Source organism: Chromobacterium sp. INPA-IVC, assembly GCF_059047085.1.
In genome coordinates this window covers 353,170-365,658 of record NZ_JBTNLS010000002.1, presented here as the reverse complement: position 1 = coordinate 365,658, position 12,489 = coordinate 353,170, and the positions used below count along the sequence as shown (strand labels likewise).

At 61.5% G+C, this 12,489-nt stretch carries 13 protein-coding genes and 1 tRNA gene; 5 read left to right on the top strand and 9 right to left on the bottom strand.

From position 1 onward, the window contains the following. Positions 1–25: 25 nt before the first annotated feature. The 5 genes from ACX17K_RS04540 to rsmI all read right to left on the bottom strand — a co-directional run bounded on the left by ACX17K_RS04540 (position 26) and on the right by rsmI (position 5,068). Positions 26–430, bottom strand: a complete 405-nt coding sequence (locus ACX17K_RS04540; RefSeq protein ID WP_493773865.1) for a hypothetical protein — start codon at positions 428–430, stop codon at positions 26–28. Positions 431–655: 225 nt separating this feature from the next. Then, the gene (locus ACX17K_RS04535) at positions 656–1,036 is read right to left on the bottom strand and encodes a DUF1484 domain-containing protein (protein ID WP_347751680.1); all 381 of its coding nucleotides are present in this window, start codon (positions 1,034–1,036) and stop codon (positions 656–658) included. 953 nt (positions 1,037–1,989) lie between these two features. Further along, positions 1,990–3,582 carry a TIGR04141 family sporadically distributed protein gene (locus tag ACX17K_RS04530; RefSeq protein ID WP_493774002.1) on the bottom strand — a complete coding sequence of 531 codons (1,593 nt, stop codon included), beginning with the start codon at positions 3,580–3,582 and terminating at the stop codon, positions 1,990–1,992. A gap of 512 nt (positions 3,583–4,094) precedes the next feature. Beyond that, positions 4,095–4,179 (bottom strand) — tRNA-Leu (locus ACX17K_RS04525). Positions 4,180–4,237: 58 nt separating this feature from the next. After that, entirely contained in the window at positions 4,238–5,068 is an 831-nt protein-coding gene (rsmI, locus tag ACX17K_RS04520) for a 16S rRNA (cytidine(1402)-2'-O)-methyltransferase (protein ID WP_046158532.1), read from the bottom strand. A 60-nt stretch (positions 5,069–5,128) separates the two neighbouring features. On the opposite strand from rsmI, the gene ACX17K_RS04515 reads away from it, so the two are divergent. From ACX17K_RS04515 to ACX17K_RS04500, 4 genes are read left to right on the top strand one after another with little or no spacing between them, the layout of a single operon-like run. Then, positions 5,129–6,313, top strand: coding sequence for a penicillin-binding protein activator (locus ACX17K_RS04515; protein ID WP_493773864.1), 1,185 nt, complete (start codon positions 5,129–5,131; stop codon positions 6,311–6,313). Next, on the top strand, positions 6,310–6,648 hold the full coding sequence (locus tag ACX17K_RS04510; RefSeq protein ID WP_021475807.1) for a YraN family protein: 339 nt from the start codon (positions 6,310–6,312) through the stop codon (positions 6,646–6,648). The genes ACX17K_RS04515 and ACX17K_RS04510 overlap by 4 nt, the downstream gene beginning before the upstream one ends. A gap of 24 nt (positions 6,649–6,672) precedes the next feature. Continuing rightward, complete coding sequence (locus tag ACX17K_RS04505; RefSeq protein ID WP_021475806.1) at positions 6,673–7,263, top strand: phosphoheptose isomerase; 591 nt, start codon at positions 6,673–6,675, stop codon at positions 7,261–7,263. Between the two features lie 3 nt (positions 7,264–7,266). Next, positions 7,267–7,854: a BON domain-containing protein gene (locus ACX17K_RS04500; protein ID WP_046158529.1), complete on the top strand. Its 588-nt coding sequence runs from the start codon at positions 7,267–7,269 to the stop codon at positions 7,852–7,854. Between the two features lie 63 nt (positions 7,855–7,917). On the opposite strand, the gene ACX17K_RS04495 is transcribed toward ACX17K_RS04500, so the two are convergent. The 3 genes from ACX17K_RS04495 to tsaA all read right to left on the bottom strand — a co-directional run bounded on the left by ACX17K_RS04495 (position 7,918) and on the right by tsaA (position 11,059). Further along, positions 7,918–9,120 (bottom strand): sensor domain-containing phosphodiesterase, encoded by a 1,203-nt coding sequence (locus ACX17K_RS04495; protein WP_493773863.1) that lies wholly within the window; start codon positions 9,118–9,120, stop codon positions 7,918–7,920. Between the two features lie 169 nt (positions 9,121–9,289). After that, entirely contained in the window at positions 9,290–10,306 is a 1,017-nt protein-coding gene (locus ACX17K_RS04490; protein WP_493773862.1) for a Tim44 domain-containing protein, read from the bottom strand. Positions 10,307–10,360: 54 nt separating this feature from the next. After that, positions 10,361–11,059, bottom strand: coding sequence for a tRNA (N6-threonylcarbamoyladenosine(37)-N6)-methyltransferase TrmO (gene tsaA, locus ACX17K_RS04485; RefSeq protein WP_493773861.1), 699 nt, complete (start codon positions 11,057–11,059; stop codon positions 10,361–10,363). Positions 11,060–11,148: 89 nt separating this feature from the next. Between tsaA and ACX17K_RS04480 the strand changes: the two genes are divergently transcribed. Next, complete coding sequence (locus ACX17K_RS04480; protein ID WP_493773860.1) at positions 11,149–11,652, top strand: DUF2244 domain-containing protein; 504 nt, start codon at positions 11,149–11,151, stop codon at positions 11,650–11,652. A gap of 61 nt (positions 11,653–11,713) precedes the next feature. Here the strand turns inward: ACX17K_RS04480 and ACX17K_RS04475 are convergent, their stop codons facing one another. Then, positions 11,714–12,475 (bottom strand): GNAT family N-acetyltransferase, encoded by a 762-nt coding sequence (locus tag ACX17K_RS04475; protein WP_493773859.1) that lies wholly within the window; start codon positions 12,473–12,475, stop codon positions 11,714–11,716. Positions 12,476–12,489: the final 14 nt, after the last annotated feature.

Genomic DNA, 12,489 nt, shown 5'->3' with positions numbered 1-12,489 from the left:
GGAAACAAGGCGTGGCGGCGGGAAATCAGCGCGGCGGCAGCCGGCTGATTTCCATCACGCCGGCCATCTCGCTGTAATAGAAAAAGTCCGACCCATTGTCTTTCAGCCAGGCAATGCCGGCGCGAACGCGCTTGGGCACCTGGCAAAACAGATCGTCGCCATTGCCGGCGCATTGCGCCGCCGCGCTGCTTGCCGCTGGCCATCCCATCTTTTGCCAGAAAGCGGCCCGTTCCTCTGCCGATAAATTGTGCAGCAATACGGGCGCGGTTCCGTCATTGCCGCTCAACGCTAGTCCATCGCCAACCTGGCGCAGGTTCCAGACCGGTTCGCCGGCTTGCGCGGTGTATTCGTGGCCGAATACGCCGGCCGGAAAGCCCTGAGCCTGGGCGAAGCCGCAGCACAGCAGCAGGATGGCGATGAGTGGTTTCATGGGCGGCGCCGCTTGATTTGAAACGGCGGATTATGACGATAAACAGGCCGACGGGCCATGGGAGGCAGGCGTGTCGTAAATGTAGCGCGCAGGGTGCGATACCCGGCCAGAAACCAGTCGATGCCGCCGTCTTCCCGCCGGGCATGGCACCGGCCGACGCATCGAAGAGTCCAAAACAGCCAGCCGTAGTGAAGCAGCTGGCTGTTGGCATTTATGGAGCAGGGCTTACAGCACGCGGGTGAGCAGGGTGAGAGACTGGTTCATCCGTTTATCCAGCGGCTCCAGCAATTCCTTGATGCGGCTGGACGGCAGGCGCACGTCGTCGCCCAGGCAAGCCAATAGATCGATCACGGACTGCAAACCCAACTGGCCATGGGCCAAGTGGCAGATGGATTCCACCACTGCCTGCTCGATGTCCTGGCACAAATGCGCGACGCGCGCGGCCGGCTCTCTGACTTTGGACTGGTCCTTATTGGCCAACTGCTCCTGCAAGGCGGCAAAGGCTTCATGCAGCCGGGTCATGGCCAATAGGCTGGGCGGATGCGTGGGGGCTTGGTTGTTCAGGGAGAACGCGAGGCGCGACGAACTGCGGGTGATGCTAGGCATGGCAAAACCCTCCTGGATAGGTGCTTAACCCTGCCAACCCCAACGCCAAGTAGGGGTGGCAGGCACATGGCGGGATTGGCGTACCGATCCAGGAGCGGCGCATCATAGATGCTCCCACCATGGCCCGCCATAGAGGACGTGCGATGGTGTACGGACGCGACAAGGTCCAGCCTTGCACACAAGTCCGCCTGAATGCGGGACGCCAATCCCGGTGCCGCTATTGAAGGGCACGGGTGAGATTATCCGGCTGGAAGGCTTGTCAGGCAAGCTGATGGGGTAGGAGTGGGGCTAGGTTTTGAAGCGGTACGTAGAATCCGCTGCGCGGATGATGATTTGGATTGCCGGGGCTGCCCGGCGGCAGGGAGGGGATATTTGCGTGGCCAAATATCCCCTCCACCCCTAAAGGCCACCCTGCAAGCCTGGCCTGCGGCTTCCCGCCGGGTCCTGTCAGGCCCGAGGCGCGGCTGAACTCGCCCCGCGCTAACGTCGCGGGGCTCAAACAGACAGCCGCTTAAAACCTCGGGTCTGCCACCCGGCGGCAGGCTTGAAGGGATTGGGGCGCATCGCAAACGTGTTTGCGTTTTGTGAGCGATGAATAGCGAATGGGCGTGGTTAGTCGATTATAGAGCCGAACCGACTTGCCCCTATCCCATCAGCGCAAGCCGACTCCGAAGCCCTTTTCAAGGTTTTAAGCCGCAGTCTGTTTGAGCGGGGCGACGTTAGCGCCCCGCGAGTTCGGCGGCGCCTTGGGAAGGGCTTTGGGGGCGGGGTTTCGCAGCGCTGTTGGGTCGCCTTTTCTTTCGTCTATTTCTTTTGGCGAAGCAAAAGAAATGGACCCGTTCAGCCGGGCGGGACCGGCACCTAAATCATTGTCCGCGAAGCGGACACCAGGCCTTTAATGACGCGGTGGACGTTAGGCTTTGCATGGTTCAGTTCAACCTACCACCATGCGATTATGTTTTATTAATTTTTAGCTTGAAAACATTAAATCCTAGCCTTTTTAATGATACTGCTGCGTTTTTAAAGCTAACTTTACTGAAGAAAGGTATGTCAAGTGGCCCACTATATTTGCACATTATTGCAATGCAGATACTATACTGGCTCGGGTCCAGTCGACCCTCTGGGGACGGTAGTCGAAAATCCATAGGCAAGAGTTCGTTAACATCTTTCCTGAATTTGATATCGTGAAGGAGGCACTCTGCAGAAACAAGTGCTTGGGAAAATAAATGGCTAAGTACGCTCGATCCAGAATATTTCTTAACATGAATTATTTCTTTTTCTTTCGAATATAAATCACAGAACTCGATGCGACTTAATTTCCCGCCAATCATGATATTGTTTTGATCCATTAGTGCATATCGTGAATCTTCATCTGCTATTGATCTTAAATACTCTGGCTCTGTTTTTGAATGGTACGGTGGTAGATAAATATCAGAATCTGGGATGGTGCTAAAGTAGTTGTTAACTTCTTGAACAAAATTATGTTCAATGTTATACCAACTTCCATCGTTCAATATGTATTTTTTCTCATTTAAATCAATTTCAGCATTGAGGCAGCGATACACGCTCCATTTATATGATGGGCCATTGTCTATGCGATGTGCGCATATTCGTTTTGATTTTAGTTGTGATATGGATAACGTATTTTTATCACGTAGCTGATTTATCCAGTCTGAGATATCTAGTTCAGGGTAAATTCTCAGGCTATGAGACTTGTTCTGACCTTCTTTAAATGTAAATCCATCAATTTCTTCCCATGAAATCACCTCTGGAATTGCAAGCCATACTTTTTCAAAATTCCCTCTGATGATGTAGGCAATCAGAGTGGAGTCTAGTTCTTCAATAGTAGTTGAATCTCTTTCTTCTATTATTTTGTCTAGCCAAGGGTATCGTTCTTTATATTTGTTATCATTAAATGCACAATAAAGCCGCTCCGCAATGGCTGGGAATTTTTTTATTGAAGCCCTAGTGTATATTGTTACGGAGTCTCTTCCTGATAATGTTTCCTCATCTTTGATGCTTTCATTTTTTGGTACTTTTGCTGTGATTGATTTAAGTATGTCAGTTTCATCATTGAATTCGAAACTAGTTAGCTCAATTTCTTTTGTGGCTTGTTCTTTTGAGTGAAGTGAAATGTGGCTTATATTTGTTTTATCAATCGATGTAATGGCTGATGGATCTCCAATGTTGAGTGCTGTTATTAGTCCAAAATTTCTTTCATAAGCATGCTCATCTATAAGGTGGCGAGCATAACCAAATGTAAAGCAAAACCATCTATTCGCATGCTGATGCAAAAATATTGCTTTTGAGCTTAGATTGAAAATTGAGCTTGAATCAAATCCTTCTTGTCCTTTAAAAATAGATACCCACGATGGCTCACTTTTGAAGCCTCCTTTGTAGATAAGCTTGCCAAGCTCCTCGCCATCTTCTTTTATGTCAATAGTTTCAAATCCTATGGCATTTATAAAGGTGTCGATGTCTGTGTAGCTATTTTTTATAAGAAAGACTGTAAGCTTATATTTACTTTCGACATGGCTTTTCTTCATTTTCAACAATATATCAATGATAGTCAGATTGGAGCTTCGGTTATAGAATTTTTTAAGTAATAAGTATCTAAGTATTTTTAACTAGCTGCATCCCACACTTATGACATTAAGGTAATCTGTTTTAAATTTTCAATTTTTACTCTGCGGGCAACGTCATTTGGTGAAAAGGGTAAGTGTTGATATATGCCTCAGTAGTCTTCGGTGCATATATTTAAAGGTATTTATGACCTGTCAGGGTCAATCGAACTGAATAGCATAAAGCCCAACGTTTACTGAGAAAATCTCTAAGCACAGTGAGCGTTAGTCAACCATTGATGCTAGTGAGTTGGGGCAGGGCGCGAGCCGCGCTAGCAGATAGGAATGGCTTCGATTGAGGCATGTCGGGCAGGGGGATGCGAGGGGAGGGCAACATCTCAGCCCCGCCTGGGACGAGGGAGGGCTCTGGCCCGAAACGGACAACAAAAAACCGCAGGGCTTGCGCCGTGCGGTTGTTTGCTTCGCTTGATGTCTTGTGGTGCCCAGAGTCGGACTCGAACCGACACACCTTGCGGCGGGGGATTTTGAATCCCCTGCGTCTACCAATTTCGCCATCCGGGCGACATCTGCGAGAGAACGAATCTTAACCCTGCGCCAAGCGCTTGTAAATAGTTGGCGCTCAGTCTTTTTTCAGTTTCAGCGCGTGGTCGTACAGCTGCTTGCGGTTGGCGCCGGTGATCTGCGCGGCCAGGGTGGCGGCCTGCTTGGTGGGCAGGTCGGCGGCCAGGATCTCCAGTACGCGCAGCGCTTCGGCCGGCGGCGCGTCGGCGTCGGCTTCCGCTGCGGGGGCGGCGTCGATGATCAACGCGATTTCGCCGCGCTGCTGGTTGCTGTCGGCTTTCACCCATTCCAGCAGCTCGGCCGCGGGACTGGCGCGGAAAGTTTCGAAGGTCTTGGTCAGCTCGCGGGCGATCATCACCCGGCGCTCGCCGCCCAGTTCGGCCACGATGTCTTCCAGCGCGTCGACGATGCGGTGCGGCGCTTCGTAGCAGACGGTGAGGTGGGGAGCGGACAGCCATTGTTGCAGCGTCCTGCGGCGCTCGCCGCTTTTGGGCGGCAGAAAGCCGTGGAACTGGAATGTCGGCGCGGTGAAGCCGCTGGCGGAGAGCGCGGCGATCACGGCGCTGGCGCCGGGCAGCGGGCGCACCGGGTGGCCGGCGGCGCGCACCGCCTCCACCAGCCGGGCGCCGGGGTCGGATACCGCCGGGGTGCCGGCGTCGGATACCTGCACCACGATCTGGCCTTCGGACAGCCAGCGCACCACCTGTTCCGCCATGCCGCGCTCATTGTGTTCGCGCAGGCTGACCAGCCGTTTGGCGCGGATGCCGTAGGCGGACAGCAGCTGGCCGGTGACGCGGGTGTCCTCGGCGCAGACGACGTCCGCGGCCTCGAACGATGCCAGCGCGCGGGCGCTGATGTCGGCCAGATTTCCAATGGGCGTGGCCACCACATATAATGTCCCGCTACAGAAACTATCCCTGGCGGCATCGATAAGGTGGGCGAACGAGGTATGCAAAGACTGACTCCGTTGTTGTTGGTTGGCGTCTTGCTGACGTGGTTGACGCCGGTTGGGGCGCAAACCCCCGACTATATCATCCAAAGCAACGGCGCGCCGATGCGCGCGCTGGTGCAGCCGCCGGGCCAGACGCCTAGGCTGGCGACGCCGACGCCGACGCCGACGCCGACGCCGACGCCGACGCCGACGCCGACGCCGGCTGCGGTTCGGGCCGATGCGCCGGCATCCGGCGCGCTGGCGGCCAAGCCGGCCACGCGCGGCAAGATCAGGATAGGCGTGATTCTGCCGACGGAGTCGTCGGCGCTGGGCGAAGCGGCGGCGGTGGTGCGCAGCGGCGTCGAGGCGGCGGCCCAGGTGGACCAGAGCGCCGAGCTCTACAGCGTGGACGCCACCGGCGACAACGTGGTGGAACGTTACCGCGCGGCGGTGGCGGACGGCGTCAACGTGGTGATCGGCCCGCTGTCGCGGGAATCCATCGCCAAGCTGGCGCCGTCGGTGACGGTGCCCACCATCGCGCTCAATTCGATTGACCGGCAGGCGGCGGCCAATCCCAAGTTGTATTCGCTGTCGCTGATCGTCGAGGGCGAGGCGCGCCAGCTGGCGCGGCTGATGCGCGACGATGGCCGAGCCAATCCGCTGCTGGTGGTGGGCGGCGACGCGCTGTCGCAGCGGCTGGGCAAGGCCTTCGCCGATGAATGGCGCGCCGTGACCGGCAAGCCGGCGCGGCAGATGGCTTTCGACGCCAACGACATGACGCCGCTGCTGCAGGCGGCCGGCCAGGCCGACGCCGTCGCGTTGGCGTTGGACGTGGCGCAGGCGGCCAAGCTCAAGTCGGCGCTGACGCCGGATGTGCCGGTGTACGGCACTTCGCAGCTGAACGTGGGCGGCGTCCAGCCTGAGCTGGCCGGCGTGCGTTTCATCGACATGCCGTGGTTCCTGATGCCGGCGCATCCGGCGGTGCAGCGTTACCCGCATCCGGCGGTGCCGCTGACGCGGCAGACCGAGCGGCTGTACGCGCTGGGCATCGACGCCTATCGGCTGGCGGTGCAGCTGGCGGTCAGCCGTCCGGGCGCGGCGGTGAGGCTGGACGGCGTCACCGGCGATTTGAGGCTGGGACGGGATCGCGCGTTCGAACGCCAGCTACCGGCCGGCGTCATGGGCGGCAACGCGCTGCAATGAACCAGGCCGGCCGGGACGCCGAGGATCGCGCGCTGGCCTTGCTGCAGGCGCGCGGCCTGAAGCTGGTGGCGCGCAACTGGCATTGCCGCGGCGGCGAGCTGGATCTGATCATGCGCGACGGCGACGCGCTGGTATTCGTAGAGGTCCGCCATCGCGGCGGCAGCCGCTTCGGCGGCGCCGCCGACAGCATCACCGCGGCCAAGCAAAGGAAACTGATGCTGGCCGCGGAAGTCTATCTAAGCAGCCACAATATCGACTCGCCCTGCCGCTTCGACGCGGTGGTCAGCGTCGGAGGCGCCGAGCCGCAGTGGCTGAAGAATGTGATCACGCAGTAACTGTTGAGAAAAGGGGATTCCCCAATGGATCTGATTGACCGGGTCAACGGCCATTTCCTGGAAAGCATCGCCGCCAAGCAGGAGGCGATGGAGCTGCTGTCGCCCGGCGTGGCGGCGGCCGCCGAGCGGATGGTGGCCTGCCTGATGAACGAGGGCAAGATTCTGGCTTGCGGCAACGGCGGTTCCGCCGCCGACGCCCAGCATTTCGCCGCCGAGATGGTGGGCCGCTTCGAGAAGGAGCGTCCGGGCCTGGCGGCGATTTCGCTGGCCACCGACACCTCGGGGCTGACCGCCATCGGCAACGACTACGATTTCGACATGGTGTTTTCCAAGCAGGTCAGGGCGTTGGGCCACACCAACGACCTGCTGCTGGCGATCTCTACATCCGGCAATTCCGCCAACGTGATCGAGGCGGTTTACGCCGCGCACGAGCGCGGCATGAGCGTGATCGCGCTCACCGGCAAGGACGGCGGCAAGATCACTGAAATATTGTCGCCGGAAGATATACACCTGAACGTGCCGTCGCTGCGCACCTGCCGGATCCAGGAAGTGCATATCCTGCTGATCCACGCGCTGTGCGACGCCATTGATTGCATGCTGCTTGGAGGGGAGTAAGAAATGAAGCGCAACGCATTTGCATTGTTGCTGGCCGCGGGACTGGTCAGCGTTTTGAGCGGCTGCGTCGGCCTGGTGGCCGCGGGCGCGGCCGGCGGCGCGCTGGTGGCGTCGGACCGCCGCACCAGCGGCGCCTATGTCGACGATCAGGCGATCGAGCTGAAGTCCGGCGAGCAAATCGCCAACCGTCTGCCGTCGGCCCACGTCAACCGCACCAGCTTCAACCGCGCGGTGCTGCTGACCGGCGAGGTGCCGAGCGAGGAGGCCCGCCAGCAGGCCGAATTGATCGTGCGCGGCCTGCCCAATGTGCGCCGCGTGTACAACTACACCACGGTGGGCCCGGTATCCGGCTTCTCCGAGCGCAGCAACGACACCTGGATCACCAGCAAGGTGCGCACCCGGCTGCTGGACGGCAAGGGCGTGAATCCGAACAACATCAAGGTGGTGACCGAGCGCGGCGTGGTCTACATGCTGGGCCTGGTGACTCAGGGCGAGGGCGTCGAGGCTTCGCGCGTGGTCAGCGAGACGGCCGGCGTACAGAAGGTGGTGACGCTGTTCGAGTACATTCAGGACGTGACGCCGGCGCAGTAAGCGCGGCGCGCAATGAGCAAGCGGCCCATTCGGGCCGCTTTTGTTTTATCCGCGCGGATGGCGTCAGAGGGTGTCGTGCTGCGGCACCAGCAGGTCGGCGCACAGCACGTGCAGGCTCTCGTCGATCTCGATCGCCATCGACATCGTCACGCAGGAGCGCGGATCGGTCATCGACAGGTAGGGCTCGCTCATGTACAGCACGCCGGGCTGGTCCACCGCATGCTGGAAATAGCTGCGGCGCGACCACACCGCGCCGGTGGTGTCGGCCAGCGGGCTGTAGCGCGGGTCGGTGCTGGAGGCGGACTGGCGGCTGTTCAGGTTGCGGCCGATCTGCCGGCCTTCGCTGTCCAGCAGGAAGCAGCGGATCACGTCCGGCAGCGACAGCATCGGCTTGGCCGCCAGGTCGAACGGCGTGCTCTGCATCAGCGAAATCGCGCTTTGCACGAAGCATTGCCGCGCCAGCTCGATCTGGCGGCGGGTGAGCTTGCGCTTGAGCAGCGCGTGCGCCATCAATTCGTCCCAGCGCTCGTCCAGCCTGGGGGTGATCAGCTCGTCGGCGTCGGGGAGCTCCGCCGGCCGGGCGATGAAGAAGCCCTGGATCAGATCGCAGCCGGAATCCATCGCCACCAGCACGTCGCGCTCGGTTTCTATGCCCTCCACCACCACCAGCGCACCGATTTCGTGCATCAGCCGCACCAGCCTGGACAGCAGGGCGCGGCTGCGCGGCTGGACGATGGCGTTGCGCAGCAGCTGGCGGTCGAATTTGACCAGGCTGGGTTCCAGCTGGCACACCCGCTCCAGGTTGGAGTGGCCGACGCCGAAATCATCGATCGCGATCATGAAGCCGTTGTTCTTCAGGATGTTGACGCCTTCGATCAGCGCCTCGTCCACCTCCAGCACGTGCTCCAGCACCTCCAGCACCACCTGGTGCGGCTCCAGGCCGGCCTGGCGGATGTGGTTGACCAGCGCCATCGCGCGGTCCGGGCGGGACAGCGAGGCGGCGTCGATATTCAGGAACAGCCAGCGGGGATGATCGGACTGCAGTTGCAGGTAGCGCTGGATGTGGGCGCGGCACACCGCCAGGTCGAGCTGGTGGCGCTGCTCGGGCGACACCGCGGTGTAGAAGGCCTCCGCGGGGGAGAGCGCGGTCTGGCCTTGTTCGGCGCGCAGCAACGCCTCCACGCCTATGCTGCGCCGGTGCGCCAGGCTGTAGACGGGCTGGAAGTGGCTGCCGATTTTCAGGCCGGCGTGCTCGAATGCTGTCATCGCGATACTGCCTCCGTGTCCAAGATGCGGGCTCTTCGGCCCTTGTCCGCTGCTGAAGCAATCGGCATTCCAGTTTAGTGCATGGGCGTAGAAATAAAAAACGGGCCCTAGGGCCCGTCGTCAACGATTGTTAAGCATGCGGCGAAAACAACAGCCGCTCACAATATCGTCAGTCCTGCTGAATGCCGGCCACCAGCCACTTGCCGCCGGTGCCGCCGTCCTTCACGTAGTGCCAGGTTTCGGTGAACGGCACGGCCGGGGCGCCGACTTCCTCGCTGACATTGCCGCTGAAGGTGACGCTGGCGATGTAGGCGCCGTTCTCGACGGTGGCGTCGGACAGCTGGCAGTCCAGCTGCGAGAAGTCGGCCACGCCGCTGTTGCCGGCGATGTCGCCGGCCAGCGCGCTGAACAGGTCCGGCGTCATGTACTTGCGCACTTCTTCCAGGCTCTCAGGCGTGTTCAGGCTCTGCAGGTGCAGGAAGGTGGCCTTGGCCTGGCGCAGGAAGTGCGGGGTCTCGGTGCCGTCCGGCAGGCGCGCCGGAGCGGGCGCCGCGTTGAAGCCGCCGCCGAAGCCGTTGCCGGCCGGGGCCGCGCCGCCGTTCAGGCCGGAGCCGATTTTGGGAATGGCGTCGAAGTTCGACTGGCCCTGGTTGTCGACCATGCCGCGCGGCATGCCGGCCGGCTGCGGCGCGTTGGCGGCCGGGTTGCCGGCCTTGCGGCGGAAGAACATCATGCCGCCGACCAGAACCAGGCCCAGCAGCGCCAACATGCCCCACGGCATGCCGCCCTTTTCAGGCTGCTGCGCGGGCTGATGGGCCGCTTGCGATTGTTGGTCGGCCGGCGCGGCGTTTTGCTGCTGGCCCTGTTGGGCGGCCTTGTCGTTGCCGGAGGAGCCCGCCATGTAGCCGATGGCTGCGCCGGCGACGGCGCCGGCCGCGCCCGCGGCCAGCGCGGTGCCCACGCCGCTCTTGGCCGGAGCCTGAGCCGGCGGCACGGCTGCGCCGCGCGGCGCGGGCGCGGCCATCGGTTGCGGAGCCGGAGTGCTCGGCTGGTAGCTGCGGGTGGGCGCGGAGCGCTGCATGCCTGCGCTCTTGCCCTTGCCCAGGCGCGCGGCCTCGGCAAACGGGGTGGCCAACACGGAAACCATGGTGAAGGCGAGTACGATCGTCTTCGCGCGAGTGGTCATGTTTTATTTTCCTGGTAGGTTTGAATTGCCCGGATATGACCGGGCCGATGCGAATTAGTTTTGTGCCGCCGGCAGAATTTCAAGCACGCGCGCGACGCCGCCGGCGATGCCGAAGCGCACATTGTAGCAATACAGCGACACGCCGTAGATCCGCTCCGGATCGTCCTGGTAGGCCGGGCGCGGGTCCTGCGCCAGCACCTGCTCCACCAGCTGCGCGAAGCCGGCCGGCGCGTCCGCCTCGGCCAGATGTCGCCGCGCGGCCTCGCTCCATTCCACCCGCAGCAGCGGGGGAGGGCCGTCGACGAAGCCGCCCGACGCGTCCGGCCGCGATTCCACAAAGGGAATATAAGGTTTGATATCGAGCACCGGGGTGCCGTCCAGCAGGTCGGCGCCGGCCAGCTCCAGCGCCACGCCGTTGTCGACGCTCACCGAAACCAGCTCCACCAGCGACAGACCCATCGGGTTTGGGCGGTGGGTGGAGCGGCTGGCGAACACGCCCACCTTGGCGTTGCCGCCCAGTCGCGGCGGCCGCACCAGCGGCTGCCAACCCCGGTCCATGGTCTGGTGGAACACGAAGCTGATCCAGACATGCGAAAACTCAGCCAGGCCGCGCACGCAGTCCGGATGGTCGTACGGCGGCAGCAGCTCCAGCCGCACGCGGGCGGCGCTGACCAGAGACGGCTGGCGCGGAATGCCGAATTTCTCGCGATACGGCGAATGGATGACGCCTATCGGTTCAAAACTGTAGTTCATGCCGGGATTGTAGCACTGGCAATCCTTTGGGTCTTTTGTCGTCTATTTTGATTTTTTTGTGAAATAATTTTCCTTTTTGTTTTGGTTTTTTGAAGAAAATTGGCGAAAGGGGATGGGTGGAGCGCGGAGAAGAACAGAAAACACAGGGTGTCGCGGTCCGGGACGGCGCGCGCGCGATGGGCGGCGGGCTGATCGCTGCGGCGGCGTTGATCGCGCTGGGGAAAGCGTGGCCGGCCATGGGGGCCGGTCTCGCCATGCTGGGCATTGGCTTGGCGATATGGATGATTTTCCGCGGGCGGCGCGCCGCAAACCGCTTGGTCATCTGGGAGGCGGCCGGCAGGCTGCATCTGCGGGGTCTCTGGCTTGCGCGGACTGTTGATTGCGCGGAGCTGGCTGCCGTTGGATTTTACTACCGGGGCCATGAGCCCGCCGGCGTCAGAGTGGCGCTGCGAAGCGGCGGCGCAGTCGATTGCGTGTGCCTGGGGCCTTGGGCAGGCGTGGAGGAGCGAGTGGCGTTCGCCGATGCGGTCGAGGCGTTCTGTCTCGACCGGGGCTGGCGTTTCGATGCAGGCAGCGGGCGCTGGCGGCCCTGAGCGCCGCTGCGGAAGCGGACGCAAGCCGGGCAGGGGATGGCCCGGCTTGCATCGGGCAGGGTCAGGCGGCGGCCGCGCCGATGAAGTGCTTGTTGTGGCGCGCGCTGAGCCGGCTCATCGGCAGCAGCATGAAGAAGTCGGCGCAGTTGAAGTCCGGGTCCCAGGCGGGCTCGCCGCAGACATGGGCGCCGGCGCGCAGGTAGCCCTTGATCAGCGGCGGCAGCGGCACCGGCGCGCTGTCGTCCACCACCCGGTCCAGCGGCAGCGGCAAGTGGGGAAACACCCGCCATTCGGCCGGCGACAGATATTGGCCTTCCAACTGGCGGTACAGGCTGACCGCCTGATGGCCGCCGTCGGTCAGCGACACGCTGGCGCAGCCGGCGAGATAGGCGCCGCCTTGCTGCTGCACGTAATCGGCCAGGCCGGACCACAGCAGCGCGATCACCGCGCCGGAGCGGAAGTCGCGGTGGACGCAGGAGCGGCCCACTTCGATCAGGTTGTCGCGCAGGTTGGAGAGGCGGGAGAGGTCGAACTCGTGTTCGGAGTACAGGCTGGGCGCGCGGCGGGCGGCTGCCGGGGGCAGCATGCGGTAAGTGCCCACCACCATGCCGGTGTTGTGGTCCTCGACGATCAGGTGGTCGCACAGCTCGTCGTATTCGTCGCGGTCTATGCCCAGCTCGGCCGATGCCAGCTCGGCGCCCATTTCGCCGGCGAACACCTCGAATCGCAGCTTCTGCGCGCGGCGGATATCTTCGGCGCCCTGGGCCAGGCGCACGGCCAGGCGCGGCTTGGTCCTGCTTGCAAGCTGTTCATTTAGCAGCATGTTTTGCCCCTCGT